This is a genomic window from Cohnella sp. (genome assembly GCF_041641335.1).
Lineage (GTDB): Bacteria > Bacillota > Bacilli > Paenibacillales > Paenibacillaceae > Cohnella.
Genome location: NZ_JBEPYQ010000011.1, coordinates 13,049 through 29,533, shown reverse-complemented (window position 1 = coordinate 29,533; position 16,485 = coordinate 13,049). Strand labels below are relative to the sequence as shown.

The following is a 16,485-nucleotide window of genomic DNA, read 5'->3' as shown; positions in this document are numbered from 1 at the left end:
CTTCTAGAGGGCGCCGTTCTTCCACTCCGTCGGCGACATCTTCTTCAGCTTCTTGAACGTCCGGCTGAAATAATAAATATCGCTGAACCCCGTCTCCATCGCGATCTCCGAAATATTCATGTTTTTGCTTCGCAGCATGTTTTCGGCCTTGTTGATCCGGATCAGGTTGACGTATTCGATCAGAGACTTGTCCGTCACCTGCTTGAACAGCCGGCTGAAGTGGTACCGGCTCAGTCCCGCGATGTCCGCCAGCTGCTCGACGGACAGCTTCTCCTTGTAGTGATCGTCGATGTAAGCGAACACGGGGGCGAGCCGCTCGAGCTCCTTGAGCCGGTTGCGGTACTCGTCCAGCTCGGTTGTCGTGGCGACGTATTTGCGTACGAGCAGGGAAAGCATCCGGTAAAGGTGGGATTTGACGGACAACTCGTATCCGAGCTCCTGCCGCTGCAATTCCTGAATGATAGACTGCATGCAGCGGTTCATCTCCTCGTCGCCCGAGACCAGATTCTGGAACAAAATCCGGTTGCGGATAATCGGCGTAATGAACTTCGTCTCCACGGCGTCCATCGCATGGCTGTGCAGCAAAGAGATGTCGACGATCATCGCATAATAGGATAAATCGTCCGAAGTGCTGAACCCGTAATGCAGCTCGTTGCTGTTCACGACGCACAGATCGCCGCTCCGGCAGGACACCGGACTGGAACCGCATTCAATAACCGCGCTGCCCGATACGAAAAATAGAAATTCCATATGTTCGTGCCAATGGTGAACGAACAGCGTCTGACCGCTGACAACTTTAGAGGAGAGAGGGGGGTGGACTTTAATGGGAAAGGACGGATTCGGCATCGGCATCGGTTCCTTAAAAGCGGCATGTTTGTCCAAGAGATCCCTCCAAAACCGCACAATCGTGCAAATAATGAGCATGCTTTTGCATGGCATCGGCCCTTCATCCCATTATAATACGAATTGAGAACAAATGTGAGCATAGGGAGTGCTGGACAGATGCAAAAAGTTCGAATTGGCGTCATCGGTACGGGATCGATTTCGGAGATGCATTTGAATTCGTATGCGCGCAATCCGGACGCGAAGATCGTCGCGATCTGCGACGTGAACGAAGCCAGAGCGCGTCAAGTGGCGGATAAGTACGGAGCGGACAAGGTTTACTCGGATTACCGCGAGCTGCTCGCGGACGCGGACATCGACGCCGTGAGCGTCTGCACTTGGAACAATACGCATGCGCCGATCAGCATCGCCGCCTTGCGGGCGGGCAAGCACGTGCTCGTGGAGAAGCCGCTCTGCCGCACGATGGAAGAGGCTTACGAAGTGGAGAAAGCGGTGCGCGAGACCGGCAAGCTGCTGCAGGTCGGCTACGTGCGCAGATACGATCCGAACGTGAAGATGCTGCGCGAATTCGCCGATCAGGGCGAGTTCGGAGAGCTATATTACGCCAAAGCGTCGACGCTTCGCCGTCTCGGCAATCCGGGCGGCTGGTTCGCGGACGTCGAGCGCTCCGGCGGAGGCCCGCTTATCGACATCGGCGTTCACGTCATCGACTTGTGCTGGTACTTGATGGGCAAGCCCAAAGCGACGGCCGTCAGCGCGAACACGTACAAGAAGCTGGGCAACCGCTCCAACGTCAAGCATCTTTCTTTCTATAAAGCGGCCGACTACGACGCTTCGAAAAACACGGTCGAAGATTTGGCGAGCGCGATTATCCGTTTCGAGAACGGCGCGTCCATCATGGTCGACGTCAGCTACTCGCTGCATGCGAAAAAAGACGAAGGCATGGTCCGTCTGTACGGAGATAAAGGCAGCTTCGAGATCGATCCCGAGGTAGTGATCGTGACCGAGAAGCATGACACGATTTTGAATATCCAGCCTCAGACCGACAGCACGGCCGGATTTTCCGGCGATCCGGCGTTCCAGAACGAGGTCGACCATTTCGTCGACTGCATCCTGAACGGAACGGAGCAGATCAGCCCGGTCGAGGACGGCGTGGAAATTATGAAGATTCTGTGCGGAATTTACGAATCCGCGGCTAAGGGCGAGGAGGTTCGTCTATGAAGCTCGGGATCAGCTCTTACAGCTTGTGGCAAGCGGTAGAGAGAGGTGAGCTGGACTACGTCGACGTCGTCGGCAAGGTGGCCGAGCTGGGCGGCGAACATGTCGAGATCGTGCCTCTTGGCGTCGACTTGACCGCCGATTCCGCTCTGGTCGAGGCGATCCGCGCCAAGGCGGCGGAAGCGGGCATCGAGATTTCCAATTACGCGATCGGCGCGAACTTCGCGGGCCTGGACGACGAGTCGTTCGAGCGGGAGATCGCGCGCGTCAAGCGCGAAGTGGATGTCGCCGCCGCGCTGGGCGTCAAGCTGATGCGCCATGACGTGGCGAACTCCGAGGATCGGTCCATCCGTCAATTCATGAAGGACTTCCCCAAGCTGGTTGAAGCTTGCCGCCGGATTGCCGATTATGCGGCGCAATACGGCATCACGACCAGCATCGAAAACCACGGCTATTACGTGCAAGCGAGCGACAGAGTGCAAGCGATCGTAAACGAAGTCGAGCGGAGCAACTTCCGTACGACGCTGGATATCGGCAACTTCGTCTGCGTCGACGAGAATCCGCTGGTCGGCGTGCGCAACAACGCCAAGCTGGCGTCTATCGTACACGTCAAAGACTTCTACATCCGGCCGGCAACGGAGAACCCTGGAGACGGCTGGTTCAGATCGGCGAACGGAGCTTATCTGCGGGGCGCGATCGCCGGTCACGGGGATCTCGATACCCGAGAAGCGCTGCGCATCGTCAAGGAATCGGGCTTCGCCGGCTACTTGTCCATCGAATTCGAAGGCATGGAGCCTTGCGTGCAGGCGACGAAGATCGCTTTGGACAACGCGAGGAGAATCTGGAACGAAATCTAAACAGGGAGTGGTAAGGAATGTCCGGAATCGTAACCCCTTGGAAAATCGGTGTCATCGTCGACAGCTTCAGAGTCGGCGTTCGCGAAGGCTTGGTAAAGGCGAAAGGCGTAGGAGCGGACGGCGTGCAAATCTATGCCGTATCCGGCGAGATGGACCCGGCCAACCTGTCTTCCGCGGCCCGCAAGGAATGGAAATCGTACATCGAATCGCTTGGCTTGGAAATTTCCGCGCTCGTCGGCGATCTGGGCGGCCACGGCTTCCAGGATAAGCTGGCCAACCCGGCCAAAGTCGAGAAGTCCAAGCGTATTCTCGATCTTGCCGTAGAGCTTGGCACGAACGTCGTCACGACGCATATCGGCATCGTGCCGGACGACAAGAACAGCGAAGTGTACGAAGCGATGCATCTGGCGTGCGACGAGCTGAGCCGGTACGCGACGAGCATGAACGCGTATTTCGCGATCGAGACCGGTCCGGAAACTTCGGCGCATCTGAAGAGCTTCCTGGACGGACTGAGCTCCAAAGGCGTCTCCGTCAACTTCGACCCGGCGAACATGGTCATGGTGACCGGCGACGATCCGGCGCAAGGCGTGTACAATCTTCGCGATTACATCGTGCACACGCACGCGAAGGACGGCATCCGGCTGCGCGAGGTCGATCCGCGCTTGGTCTACGGAGCGCTGGGCTTCGAACCGCTCGACCATGAGAAGATCGCCCAGGACGCCGAATCGGGAGACGCGTTCCGCGAAGTTCCGCTCGGAGAAGGCGGAGTAGATTGGGGCGCCTACCTGAAGGCGCTTCGCGACATCGGCTACGGCGGATATTTGACGATCGAGCGCGAGGTCGGCAAGAATCCGGAGGCGGACATCGCCGCCGCGGTGCAATTCCTGAAAGCCAGAATCTAATGGCAAGGCCGTTCCTCGCTGTTGCGGGAGCGGTCTTTTTTGCTACAATGGGAGATGGAAGCAGGAGGAGGCGCGCGGCGATGGGAGCGGATAACGGGAAGACGATCGATCCGGGCAGATGCCCGCTGTGCGGCCGCGGCAACGGTTGCGGCAGCGTCGCGAACGCGCCGTCCGGTTCCTGCTGGTGCGTCGGCGAGAAGTTTCCTCCGACTTTGTTCGACCTGCTGCCGGAGGGGACGCGGAATAAAGCCTGCATTTGCCAATCCTGCATAAAGGCGTATACCGCCCAATAATTCCATCTATAGTTACACAAGCATGAAGCCGATATATAAAGATAACAGAGAGATATCGCTTCCGGTCCGAACGGCATGTATCGGAAGGAAGCAAGTGGGGAGTGTACTTATGTTCTTTTCCCGGGAACTATCCGTTTTTAATGCGATGGAACCGATCGTCAGCGGCTTGTTCGACGAGCATTACGTCAAAGCGGGCATTCTGAAGTGCAACTGCGGGCAATGCCAGATGGACATCGTCTTGCTGGCGCTGAATCATCTGCCGCCGCGTTATACGTCCGGACAAGCCGGCGAAGCTTATATCAAAGCGATCTACCAGGAGCCGCAGCTGCAGTCCGACATTTTGCGCGAACTGACGAAAGCGGTGCAGGTCATTCAGAAAAGCCCTCGACACTAACCGGCGGAGCGTCGTCCATATATTGGATGGCGCTCTGTTTCTTTTCACCAGCTGCGAGACCCGAGTTTTGTGATAGACTCTTATTCGGACAAAGGCATTCCACAGGGCTTTCCTCAAGGCTTTCCAAAGATAAATGAACCCCGTAAAGAATGGTTAGTCGCGATTTGTCTAGATTTGAATACGGCTTCAAGAGTTGCGAATATACACGATCCCCGGGTCCCCTATACCATGAAAAGCAGATGAACCGCAGGCCGCCCTGCAACGTGCAGCGGTCATGCCGGAACATCCAACTCAACTTAAAAGGGGAGTAACAGATGAAGAAGAAGGCTTTCTCCAAATTCGCGCTTCTGCTCGCTATCGTACTTACATTCGGAGCCGTAGCCACGGCTTGCTCCAAGAGCAGCAACAACTCCAACGGCTCCGCGAGCGGCACGCCGTCCCAATCCGGTGAAGCGCAAAGCTCCGGAGGCGCTTCGGCGGCGCCCGTTAATTTGAAAGTATGGCATCCGCTTAACCCTAACGCCCAAGCGGTCGTGCAGAGCTTAAGCGATGTGGAGATGGTTCAAGAGTGGGAGAAGAAGACGAACGTCAAATTCAAATTTGAGCATCCGACCGGCACCAGCGCCGACGCCCAACAGCAATTCGGCGTCATGATCGCTTCCGGCGAATATCCGGACGTCATCATCTGGAACATGGGCAACTTCCAAGGCGGACCGGCCAAGCTGTTCCAAGACGGAACCATCATTAAGCTGAACGAACTGATCGATCAGCACGCGCCGAACTTGAAGAAAATTTTGGACGAGAACCCGCTGATCGCCAAGCAGATCAAGTCCGACAACGGCGACATCTACGTGTTCCCGAACCTGAAGGTCGGCGATCACGGCAAATACAAGACGTTCTCCGGCCAGATGATCCGTAAAGACTGGCTCGACGAGCTGGGGCTGGCGATGCCGGAGACGATCGACGAGTGGGAAAACGTGCTGCGCACGATTAAAGAGAAGAAAGGCATCTTCCCGTACACTTCGGAGAAGACGACGCTGCTCGGTTCCAAGGATTCGATGGACTTCCTCGGAGCGTACGGCATCGGCAAAGATTTCTATCTCGACGGCAGCAAAGTGTTGTACGGTCCGCAGCAGCCTGCGTTTAAGGACTACCTGACTCGCATGCAGCAGTGGTACAAGGACGGCTTGATCGATCCGGATTACGCTTCCAACGACAACAGCGCCAAGGAAGCGAAGATGACGTCCGGCAAAGCGGCCGCTACGTTCGGATATATCGGAGGAAGCTTGGGCGCATGGCTGCCTGCCCTGCAGGAGAGCAACCCGAGCGCGATGCTGGCCGGCGTGCAATATCCGGTGCTCAACAAAGGCGACGAGCCGCGCTTCACCGAGACGGGCTGGGATTACAGCAACACGGGAGCGCTCATCTCCAGCACGAACAAAAATCCGGCCGAGACGGTCAAGGCGCTGGATTACCTGTTCAGCGAAGAAGGCGCAATGCTCAAAAACTTCGGCATCGAAGGCAAAACCTACACGCTGGTGGACGGACAGCCGAAATATACCGACTTGATCATGGCCAACCCGGACAAGCTGCCGATCGGCCAAGCGATGGGCAAACATTTTATCGCCAACTATCCGTTCCCGGGACCGGACGACGACCGTTACAACGACCAATACTATGCGCTGGACGCGCAGAAGGAAGCGGTCAAAGTATTCGCCCAATTCGCGGGCAACGCGGCTTCCGTGCTCATTCCGCCGATCGCGATGACGCCGGACGAAGCTTCCGAATACGCGAAAATCATGACCGACGTCAACACGTACCGCGAGGAAGTCGTGACGAAGATTATCATGGGCTCCTCCCAAATCGACAGCTTCGACAAAGCGCTGGAGCAATTCAAGAAAATGGGCATCGATCGTGCGATTGAAATTCAGCAAGCCGCTTTCGACCGCTTCCAACAGCGTTAATAGCAGCGAGGGGCCGTCCCATAAGCCACTAGAGGATAACAACATCAAATGATCGATTCCTGAACATGGAGATATATCCCCATTCTTTTCTGATCATTTGGGTTGCCCTGGCTTATTGGGACAGCCTCTTTTTTACTCCAGGCATGATTCAATCCAATTTATCCAGAGGTGATGTTCTTGAAAGCGCTTTTAAGAGGTGTGAGCAGGGTGCTGGCGATATCGATGGCGGTTCAGCTGATTTCTGCGGCAGCGCCGGCTGCCCAGCCGAGCGTTCGGGCAGCTTCCTCGAATCTGGCGTATAACGGCGGCTTCGAAACGGTGAAAACCGGCCAAGCGGATTGGGTGAACGGAGCGGGAGCCGACGGCTGGGGAGTATGGAAGGCTACCGCCGGCGGGCTCGTATCGGTGACGGACGCTGTGTACCGTTCCGGCGGCAGCTCGGTCGAAGTCAAGCACCCGGCCACGGCCAGAACCGGATTAAGCCAGGACGTGACGGTGGACCAGGTGCCTGCCGGAGGAAGGACGTTTAAGCTGGGAGCCTGGATCAAGACAGAGGACGTTGCCGCCAACCAGGGCGTATTCATCAGAACCCAGTACTGGGAGACGCTGATCTCCAAGGACGGATCGAACGTGAAAATCGGGGACGGTCCCAGTCTCAGCAAACTGACCGGAACGAACGACTGGACGTATCGGGAGATGATTCTGAACGCGCCGCAATCGACCCGTTACATCCGCTTGGAGCCGTTCTTCGAAACGGGCACGGGAACGGCATGGTTTGACGATATTACGCTTCAGGAATGGGACGGCATGACCAGCCTTGCGTTGGAGCCGGCGACGGTCAAGCTGCGCAAGGACGACAGCTTTACGCTGGTTCCCCGAGTGCTGCCCGCGGACAGCTCCGGTTACGAGTTGACGTGGAGCTCCTTGAATCCGGGCGTGGCGACCGTTGATCAGCAGGGCACGGTTACGGCTCACGATATTGGAACCGCTGTCATTCGCGCAGCTACCACGGATGGGCTGTTCGCGGCACAGAGCACAGTGATGATCGAATCGTCCGAGATGCTGGACGGCTATGCCGCATTGCGCGCGAAATGGCGCGACCTGCTGCTGGGAGGGCAGGAAATCCAGGTCGGCGATCCCGACATTCAACTGGAGATCGAGCTGCTCAATGCCAAAGTCTCGAATGCCGAGCAGACGGGAAGCTGGGACTTGCTCAGCAAGGAGGCCGATCCGACCGCCTTGTTCGCGGGCGTCATTACGAAGACGAATACGAAGTCGGCCAACATTTCGAGCGCTTACGGCCGAATTGTCGACATGGCGGCGGCGTATTCGAACCCTCATTCGGCTTACTACGGCAATGCCGAACTGCTGAGCGACGCGCTGAAAGCGCTGGAATGGATGCATCAATATCAGTATCATCCGGGCAAGTCGATCAGCGACAATTGGTGGGATTGGGAGATAGGCGCGCCCCAAGCGCTTGCCAACGTCCTTGTGCTGCTGTACGACGAGCTGCCCGAAGCCAAGCGCAGCCAATACTTGCAGACGATAGACCGGTTTGTGCCCGATCCTCGCAAACGGGTGCAGAACGCAAGCGTCGTTGAGACCGGCGCCAATCTGCTGGACAAAGCTCTCGTCGTCACGCTGTCCGGGGTGTTGGGCGATAATTCCGCGAGAGTCGACCTGGCCAGAGGCTCCATCTCGGGCGAGTTCCAGTATGCGAGCTCGGGCGACGGCATTTACCGAGACGGCTCGTTGATCCAGCACAGCAACAACGCTTATACCGGAGGCTACGGTTCCGTTCTGCTGGGGCGGGTATCGGATTTGCTCTACTTGTACAGCGGTTCGCCGTGGGAGATAACGGACCCGAACGTGGAAAATGTGTACCGGTGGGTGGAGAACGTCTTCGAACCGTTGATCTACAAAGGGGCGATTATGGATTCGGTCAGAGGGCGCAGCATTTCGCGCTCGCGGGATTCCGACCATCTGACGGGACGGGGCATTATTCGCATGATAGGAAGATTGACGCAGGGAGCTCCCGAGCCTTATGCGGCAAGCATGAAAAGCAAGATCAAGGAATGGATTGCCGCGGATACCAGCTTCGAATCGTATTATCGCGGCCTGTCCCTGTACGATATTAACGTGCTCAAGAGCATCGCGACGGACCCCGTCGTTACGCCGCGAGGACCGCTTGTGAAGCATCAGCAATTTTCGGCGATGGACCGTGTCGCGCATCTGCGGGAAGGCTTCGGCTTCGGCATCAGCATGTTCTCCGACCGGATCTCGGCTTTCGAGTTCGGCAATGGAGAAAATGCCAAAGGCTGGTACACCGGCATCGGAATGACAAGCTTGTACACTGACGATCTGAAGCAGTTCAGCAACCAATACTGGCCGACGGTGAACAGCTTCCGTTTGCCGGGGACGACGACGGACGGCTATGCGAAAGCGCCGGCGGCTTGGGGTTCCTTCTATAACGGCAGCGATTGGGTCGGCGGCTCGTCGATCGACGGGCTGTACGGTTCGGCAGGTCTGGATATGTCCCTGAGCAAGAGCACGGGAAGCAATCTGAAAGCGAAAAAGTCCTGGTTCATGTTCGACGACGAGATCGTTGCGCTGGGTTCGGGCATTGCAAGCCCCGACCAGCGCAACGTGGAGACGATCGTGGAGAATCGCCAGATCAACGATGCCGGCGATAACGTCCTGCTCGTCAACGGCGAAGCGCAGCCGAGCCAGCTTGGCTGGCAGGCGACGTTGAGCGACGTTCGGTGGGCGCATCTGGCAGGGAACGTTCCGGGTGAGCGGATCGGCTACTACTTCCCGCACAGTCCGGCGATTTCCGCCTTGCGGGAAGCGAGAACAGGCTCGTGGAAGGCGATCAATTCGGGCGAGAGCGCCGACGAAGTGACGAGAAATTATTTGAGCCTGGCCTTCGGGCACGGAACGGCGCCGGACAACGGCGATTACGCTTACGTTCTGCTGCCCAATCAGGATGCTTCGGCGACGGAGAGCTACAGCGTTAATCCCGATATCGAGATTCTCAGCCAGACGAACCAGGTGCATGCCGTTAAAGAGAAGAAGCTGGGCTTAAGCTCCTACAACTTCTGGGAAGGCACCGCGGCAGCAGGCGTGAGAACGGATCGTCCGGCTTCCGTCCAAGTACGCGAGCAGGGAACGGAGTTGACGGTAGCGGTGTCCGATCCGACCTGGAAGGCGAACAAGGTCGTCGTTGATCTCGCCAAGGTGGCCGGAGAGACGATCTCAGCGGATTCGAGAGTTCGGGTGCTGCAGACGATGCCCTATCTCCGGTTGGAGATCGACACGCAGGGCGGCATGGGGCAAACCTATGCGATCAAGCTGCGCTTCGACCCGAACCGCACGGTGGAGTTCGAGCAGCCGATCGTCATACCCGTTGCCGAGGATGCCTATGTCAACGCCGGAAGCAGCGCTTCGACCAACTTCGGCTCGGTCGGGTATTTGAATATCAAAAACGGAACCGGCAATTACTTGCGCGAGGTGCTGCTGAAATTCGATCTGAACGAATTGGAAGCCGGCGCGGAGATCGACTCGGCCAAGCTGTTCGTGTACAGCAGAATTAACGACAGCCGTACAGGAACGGCGGAGATCGGAGCTTTTCGGATTGCCGACGATTGGTCCGAGAGCGCGGTGACATGGAATACGAAGCCCGCGGCGGGAGCATTGATGGACAAAATCCTGTTCTCCAACCAGCTTCAGTGGAGATCGTTCGACGTGTCGGACGTGGCCCGTTCCTTGACGGGACCGAATCGGGTCTTCAGCGTCTCGCTGAAGGAGCTGACGACGGACCTGTCTGCCGATATCCGAAGCAAGGAAAACGAGAACGGTATCTACAAGTCCTATTTGGAAATTACATTAAAGCCGGACGCGCCGACGCTTGAGGGTCTAGTCGTCTCGGCCCCTGAGTCATTGCTCGCGGGCGCTACCGCGTCCATCCGTACGGAGGCGCTGTACAGCAACGATTCTCGTCTGCTTGTAACGGCGGGCGTTCAATACGAGAGCAGCGACGAGACGGTCGCCGCCGTAGACGCGGACGGCACTGTTCGCGCCCATGTTGCCGGGACGACGATTATATCCGCGGCTTATGCGAGCAAGTCGGCATCTTTTACGCTGACGGTTAAGCAGAGTGCAGAGGGACCGGGCGAAGGCAACGGCAATGGTAACGGTAATGGAAATGGTAGTGGTAACGGCAATGGCAATGGCAATGGCAATGGCAATGGTGGCGGGAACGGCAACGGTGACGGAAGTGGCAGCGAGGGCAGGACAAATCCTTCTCCAGTTACTCCTCCTTCTCCTCCGATTACCCCCGAACCGTTGCCGGAGCGGGTGGAAATTACCGGAGAGAGGCTTCAGCAAGAGGCTGCGGTTAACGGACAGGTCAAGCTGAGCTTCGACAAGCCGGTCTCCGAACTGGTTTTGCCGGGCAATGCCGCCGAGTGGCTCGCGGACAACGCTCTGGCGATAGAAACGAACGGCATCGGAATCGACGTTCCGGCGTCATTGCTCAAGTTGTGGCAGAAGCTTGCGGAAGACGACTCCGCGCAGGGAGGCAGCATCGTGCTGCGGACGAATGCGGTGCAGGAAGGCGAGCTTAACGCGCTGCTGGCCGCGGAGCGGAAGCGCACCGGAGCGTCCATCCGAACGGCCGGAGGAGCAGTCGGATTTACGCTGAGCCTGACGCGGTCGAGCGGCGCATCGGCGGATTTGGGCGAGTTTGAAGAGCCGCTGTCCCTCTTGCTGCCTGCCGTTATCGACGGAAGCTTGGTCGGAATTTACCGGATCGAAGCGGACGGCAAGCTGAAGTACGTCGGCGGAGTGAACGGCGACGGCAAGCTGGCGGCAGACGTGCGCGAGCCGGGCCGATACGCGGTTCTCGCATACGAGAAGCAATTCGCGGATTTGCCCGATTCGCACTGGGCAAGCGGGCAAGTGAAGCAGCTCGCGGCCAGACAGCTGATTACGGGCGTATCGCTCGATTCGTTCGAGCCTGCCCGTTCGATTACGCGTTCCGAATTTACGACGCTGCTCGTTCGCCTGCTGGATCTTCGGGAAGCGGCAACGGTCGACTTTGCCGACGTGAATCCGAACGCATGGTACGCGCATGACGTTGCTCTGGCGGTGCGGGCGGGCATCGTGCAAGGGGCAGGCGGCGCGAAATTTGCGCCGAACGCTTCGATTACCCGTCAGGAGATGGCGGCGATGATCGTTCGCGCTTACGAATACAAGACGGGCGTCATCGCGGCGGACAACGAATCTACCGAATTTGCCGATATTGATGCGGCTCCCGGATGGGCGCAAGCGGCAATCCGCAAAGCCAACGCACTCGGGGTGGGCGAAGGCCGCTCGAAGACGAAGTTCGGCCCGTTGGAGACCGGAACGCGCGCCGAAGGTGCTGCATTGATCTTCAGGCTGATGCAGAAGTTGGACGGCTCCGACGGCTGATCGGCTACAGGTTCCCGGATTTGTCCGGGAGCCTTTTTTAATGTGCGATATTGGAGCCAGCCACTCTTGGGGAGTCCTCAGGGCCAAAACTTGGCCCTGGAGCCGCAGCTGCAGCCTCCCTAATGCCAGGAGGCAAACCACCTATCCCGCAAGGGTTTGCCGCGCCATTCCAAAAATAAATGAACCGCGTAAAGAATTGTAATCCGCGATTTGTCTAGATTTGCATACGTCCTAAAGAGTTGAAAATATACACGCGCCCCCCGTCTCGATAGTATGGAGTTCAGGATGAGGCCAAATGGCCGGCATCGGCCGATTGCGAAGCAAGCGAAAGGTAGTCGGACTATGAACCCTTGGGAAGCGGGAGAGCGCCTATGATGCAGAAGCTGAAAAAGGACCTGGTACAGAATAAAGCCATTTACTTGATGGTGCTGCCGGTCGTGTTGTACTACTTCATTTTCAAGTATTTGCCCATGTACGGGTCGATCATCGCTTTTAAGGACTACAGCATTCCTAAGGGGATCTTGGGCAGTCCGTGGGTCGGCTTAAAAAATTTCGAGGATTTCTTCGATAGCGTTTACTTCTGGCGGGTGCTGCGCAATACGCTGCTGCTCAGCGTCTACCAGCTCGTCTTCGGATTTCCGGCGCCGATTCTGCTGGCGATTCTGCTGAACGAAATTCGCAGGAAGTTGTTCAAGAGCGTCGTCCAGACGGTCACGTATTTGCCTCACTTCGTCTCTCTTGTCGTCATCTGCGGCTTGATTCTCGACTTTACGAACCGCGACGGCTTCATCAGCGCGATGATCGAGTTTTTCGGAGGCCAGCGAACCACCCTGCTCGGCGACGCCGCCAACTTCCGCAGCGTCTATGTCACTTCCGGCATCTGGCAGGAGCTGGGGTGGTCGTCGATTATTTTCCTGGCGGCGATCAGCGGCATCAATCCGGATTTGTACGAGGCGGCCAGAGTGGACGGAGCGGGCAGATTCCGGCAGATGTGGAGCATTACGCTGCCTAGCCTGATTCCGATTATTATGATTTTGCTCATTCTGCGCATCGGCGGTCTGATGGATATCGGCTTCGAGAAGGTCATCCTGCTCTACAATCCGAACACCTACGAGACTGCGGACATTATCTCTTCCTTCGTCTACCGCAAAGGGATCGCCGAAGGACAGAATTACAGCTTCACCTCCGCCGTCGGCTTGTTCCAGGCGATTATCAACTTTGCACTGCTCATCAGCGCCAACTGGTTTTCCCGACGCGTATCCGGGAACCGGCTATGGTAAGGAGGGAACGATAGATGATGAAACTGACCGCGTCCGATCGCGTTTTCAACTTTGCCAACGGGATACTCATGCTCCTGCTCGTCGTCATTACGCTGTATCCCTTTTACCACGTCGTTATGGCGTCCTTGAGCGACTCGAACCGTCTGATCGCGCACCAAGGCTTGCTGCTTAATCCGCTCGGCTTCAGTTGGGACGCCTATGCTCGCGTGCTCGACAATCCGAACATTTTCAGCGGGTACCGCAATACGTTCGTTATTCTGATCGTCGGCACGCTCACCAACCTCTTTTTCACGGCGCTGGGCGCTTACGGCTTGTCGAGGAAGTTTTTGCTTCGCAAGCCGATCATGATCGCGATCATCTTCACGATGTACTTCAGCGGCGGCCTGATTCCGACGTACTTGCTGGTCAACAATTGGCTGCATATGGGCAACAGCCTGCTGGCGCTGATCGTTCCCGTCGCCATCAGCACGTGGAATCTGATCATTATGCGCACGTCGTTCGAGGCGCTTCCGGAGAGCCTGATCGAATCCGCGAAGATCGACGGAGCGGGAGAGTTCGGCATTCTGTTCCGAATCGTCATTCCGCTGTCGATGCCCGTCGTGGCGGTCATGATTCTGTACTACGGCGTCGCCCACTGGAACTCGTGGTTTAACGCCATGCTGTTCCTGCGCAACCGGGAGCTGTTCCCGCTGCAGCTCATTCTGCGCGAAATCCTGGTCCTGAACGATACGAGCTCGATGCAGCTCGGCGATGCGATGGCCGACCAGGAAGGCGTAAGAGAAAGCATTAAATATGCTACAATTATGGTTGCTACGGTTCCGATTTTGCTGATTTACCCGTTCCTGCAACGATTTTTCGCCAAAGGCGTCATGATTGGAGCTGTGAAAGAGTAAGCGCCGCAATCGCGGACTCGGACGATACTCGACATCGGCGGTGAAGACTGATATGAAGCGCAAGGTTTATAAGTTTTGGCTGTATTCTTATCTGTTCGTCCTGTTTATTCCAATACTCATAACCTTGGTCGTATTGCTGCGATCGCAGGATATGCTGGTCACGGAAGTGCGCAAGTCCAACGACACGCTTCTGGATCAGGTCCGGCAATTCGTCGACAATCAGACCGCCGACATCAGGCGCTTCGGCACCCAGTTATCGTTCGATCCGAAAATGACGGCCTACTTGAACCGCGATACGCTTAATACGACGGAAGCCAGGTTCAGCACGATGGACATCATCACGAATTTGAAGTCGTATACGTTCGCGAACGGCGATATTACCGACGTCTACATTTATCTTAAAAATCATAACTCCGGTATTACGACAACGACATTTATGCCGGCAGACGACTTGTATTCCGTGCTGCACAAAAATTCCGGGATCAGTTACGGCGAGTGGCTCGATTGGGTGGAGAAGGGCGATCCCGGAACGTTCATGACGTTGAACGAGAACATGCAGCAGGGAGCGAACTCTCTTGTTTACGTGCAATCCCTGCCGCTGCAGGAGATGAAGCAGTCCCGAGCTACGCTTGTCGTGCTGATGAACCAGAGCAGGATCAAGGAAGCCGTCTCTCACATCGAGCTGGCCAGTCAAGGGTCCGTGTACGTGCTCGACCGGGAAGGCCGCCCGATTATGACGACCGGCACGGAAAGCGAGCTGCGGGAGCTCCCTCTGGAGCTGATGCGGAATGCTCGCGGCTTTATGGTCGAGCGAATCGAAGGCAGCAACGCGGCAATCTCTTACGTCCGGTCCGACGAGACGAATTGGACCTACATTTCGGTGCTGCCGGAGCAAGTCTATCTGGCCAAAGTGACGCTGCTGAAAAACCTGATCTACCTGGCGATGCTGCTGTGCGTCGTCTTGGGCGGGCTGTCGGCGTTCTGGCTGACGAGACGGAATTACGCTCCGATTCAAAACATGATGGACTTCGTGTCCAGCAAGGTTAAAACGAATATGAAGAGCATGTCGAACGAGTTCGCCGTCCTGCAGTCGTACATGACGGAGAGCGCGGCGATTCAGGACGAGGCCAACAAGCGGATGCAGGAGCAGAGGCTCGTGCTGCGCAATCAATTTTTGAATCGTCTGCTGGCCGGCCGGGTGGATACGGAATCCGCGCTGTCGCAGGCGATCGAGTCGCACGACCTGCGCTTCGAGACGGACCGCTTCGCGGTGCTGCTTATGCAGATCGAGGATTACGCTCCGCTGTTCCAGGCGAACGAGAAGCTGGATTTGGACAAAAAATCGCAATTCGTCTACCTGATCGTCACGAACATTTTCGGCGAAATGCTGTCGTCCGGCTACCGGGCTTATTTTACCGAGATCGACGGTAAAATCGCCTGTCTGGTCAACTTTCTCGGCAAGGAGAAGGAAGCGAAAAAAGAGCTGCTGCACATTGCGGCGGATGCAAAAAAATTCATTCAGGAGCGGTTCTTCATTCGTTTCTCCATCGGGGTGAGCGACGTTCATACGCTCTGGTCTTCGATTCCGAAATGTTACGAGGAAGCCGAGGAATCGCTGGAGTATAAGCTGGTGCTCGGCTCCAACCAGATTATCGCGTACGAATCCGTCAAGCGGCCTAAAAACGAGCTGTACTATCCGCTGGACAAAGAGCGTCAGCTTATCAACCAGATGGCCGCGGGCGATTACGAGCAGGCGGCGGAAGTGCTGCAGCGCATTCTCGTGGCGAATTTCTCGGAAGGCACGCTGTCTCCTCAGATGGCCAAGCTGCTCATGTTCGAGCTGGCGGGCACGATGCTGAAAGCGGTCGAGCAGTTCCAGCTCGGCACGACGGAAATTATGGTCGAGAAGACGGATCTGATCAAGCAGATTACGCAGTGCGAGACTTTCGCGGAGATGGAAGAGGAGATCTTGGCATTTCTGAAAACGGTGTGCGACTATTTGCAGCAGAAGAAGAAAAGCCACAACACCGACTTGAAGAGCCAGGTCGTGGAGCATGTGCTGGACAACTTAAGCGACATGAATCTGAGCTTGACGAGCATCGCCTTGGCCTTCGACATCAATCCGACCTATCTGTCCCGGTTCTTCAAGGAGCAGACCGGGGAGAACCTGATCGATTTCGTCAACAAGCGGCGAATCGACAAAGTGAAGTCGCTGCTGACGTCCACGGACGGCGCGATTCAGAACATCGCGGAGCAATGCGGCTTTGCCAGCAGCCAATCGCTGCTGCGCGTGTTCAAGAAATACGAAGGCATCACGCCCGGACAATATAGGCAGAGCCGGGGCTGATTGTACATGGGGGAGTTCAGAC

The 16,485-nt window shown here is 56.7% G+C and carries 11 protein-coding genes; 10 read left to right on the top strand and 1 reads right to left on the bottom strand.

The genetic code is table 11. The features are described from left to right. Positions 1-3 precede the first annotated feature (3 nt). On the bottom strand, positions 4-882 hold the full coding sequence (locus ACESLM_RS05255) for a helix-turn-helix domain-containing protein (RefSeq protein WP_372630358.1): 879 nt from the start codon (positions 880-882) through the stop codon (positions 4-6). A 120-nt stretch (positions 883-1,002) separates the two neighbouring features. Between ACESLM_RS05255 and ACESLM_RS05250 the strand changes: the two genes are divergently transcribed. The 10 genes from ACESLM_RS05250 to ACESLM_RS05205 all read left to right on the top strand — a co-directional run bounded on the left by ACESLM_RS05250 (position 1,003) and on the right by ACESLM_RS05205 (position 16,463). Further along, positions 1,003-2,064 carry a Gfo/Idh/MocA family protein gene (locus tag ACESLM_RS05250; protein ID WP_372630356.1) on the top strand — a complete coding sequence of 354 codons (1,062 nt, stop codon included), beginning with the start codon at positions 1,003-1,005 and terminating at the stop codon, positions 2,062-2,064. After that, positions 2,061-2,918, top strand: a complete 858-nt coding sequence (locus ACESLM_RS05245; protein ID WP_372630355.1) for a sugar phosphate isomerase/epimerase family protein — start codon at positions 2,061-2,063, stop codon at positions 2,916-2,918. The genes ACESLM_RS05250 and ACESLM_RS05245 overlap by 4 nt, the downstream gene beginning before the upstream one ends. Positions 2,919-2,935: 17 nt before the next feature. Beyond that, on the top strand, positions 2,936-3,820 hold the full coding sequence (locus ACESLM_RS05240) for a sugar phosphate isomerase/epimerase family protein (RefSeq protein WP_372630353.1): 885 nt from the start codon (positions 2,936-2,938) through the stop codon (positions 3,818-3,820). An 80-nt stretch (positions 3,821-3,900) separates the two neighbouring features. Further along, positions 3,901-4,113, top strand: a complete 213-nt coding sequence (locus ACESLM_RS05235; RefSeq protein ID WP_372630352.1) for a cysteine-rich CWC family protein — start codon at positions 3,901-3,903, stop codon at positions 4,111-4,113. A gap of 109 nt (positions 4,114-4,222) precedes the next feature. Next, positions 4,223-4,507, top strand: a complete 285-nt coding sequence (locus tag ACESLM_RS05230) for a late competence development ComFB family protein (protein WP_372630350.1) — start codon at positions 4,223-4,225, stop codon at positions 4,505-4,507. Positions 4,508-4,821: 314 nt separating this feature from the next. Beyond that, positions 4,822-6,471: an extracellular solute-binding protein gene (locus ACESLM_RS05225; protein WP_372630348.1), complete on the top strand. Its 1,650-nt coding sequence runs from the start codon at positions 4,822-4,824 to the stop codon at positions 6,469-6,471. 177 nt (positions 6,472-6,648) lie between these two features. After that, a complete protein-coding gene (locus ACESLM_RS05220) occupies positions 6,649-11,943 on the top strand; it encodes a polysaccharide lyase family 8 super-sandwich domain-containing protein (RefSeq protein ID WP_372630346.1) in 5,295 nt (1,764 codons plus the stop codon). Positions 11,944-12,317: 374 nt separating this feature from the next. Next, positions 12,318-13,223: an ABC transporter permease gene (locus ACESLM_RS05215; RefSeq protein ID WP_372630344.1), complete on the top strand. Its 906-nt coding sequence runs from the start codon at positions 12,318-12,320 to the stop codon at positions 13,221-13,223. Positions 13,224-13,237: 14 nt separating this feature from the next. Next, positions 13,238-14,116, top strand: coding sequence for a carbohydrate ABC transporter permease (locus ACESLM_RS05210; RefSeq protein WP_372630342.1), 879 nt, complete (start codon positions 13,238-13,240; stop codon positions 14,114-14,116). A 52-nt stretch (positions 14,117-14,168) separates the two neighbouring features. Further along, a complete protein-coding gene (locus ACESLM_RS05205) occupies positions 14,169-16,463 on the top strand; it encodes a helix-turn-helix domain-containing protein (RefSeq protein ID WP_372630340.1) in 2,295 nt (764 codons plus the stop codon). The last annotated feature ends 22 nt before the right edge of the window (positions 16,464-16,485 follow it).

Coding starts and splice junctions, on each gene's coding strand:
- ACESLM_RS05250 (WP_372630356.1), top strand. CDS start 1,003: ATGCAAAAAGTTCGAATTGGCGTCATCGGTACGGGATCGATTTCGGAG.
- ACESLM_RS05245 (WP_372630355.1), top strand. CDS start 2,061: ATGAAGCTCGGGATCAGCTCTTACAGCTTGTGGCAAGCGGTAGAGAGA.
- ACESLM_RS05240 (WP_372630353.1), top strand. CDS start 2,936: ATGTCCGGAATCGTAACCCCTTGGAAAATCGGTGTCATCGTCGACAGC.
- ACESLM_RS05235 (WP_372630352.1), top strand. CDS start 3,901: ATGGGAGCGGATAACGGGAAGACGATCGATCCGGGCAGATGCCCGCTG.
- ACESLM_RS05230 (WP_372630350.1), top strand. CDS start 4,223: ATGTTCTTTTCCCGGGAACTATCCGTTTTTAATGCGATGGAACCGATC.
- ACESLM_RS05225 (WP_372630348.1), top strand. CDS start 4,822: ATGAAGAAGAAGGCTTTCTCCAAATTCGCGCTTCTGCTCGCTATCGTA.
- ACESLM_RS05215 (WP_372630344.1), top strand. CDS start 12,318: ATGCAGAAGCTGAAAAAGGACCTGGTACAGAATAAAGCCATTTACTTG.
- ACESLM_RS05210 (WP_372630342.1), top strand. CDS start 13,238: ATGATGAAACTGACCGCGTCCGATCGCGTTTTCAACTTTGCCAACGGG.
- ACESLM_RS05205 (WP_372630340.1), top strand. CDS start 14,169: ATGAAGCGCAAGGTTTATAAGTTTTGGCTGTATTCTTATCTGTTCGTC.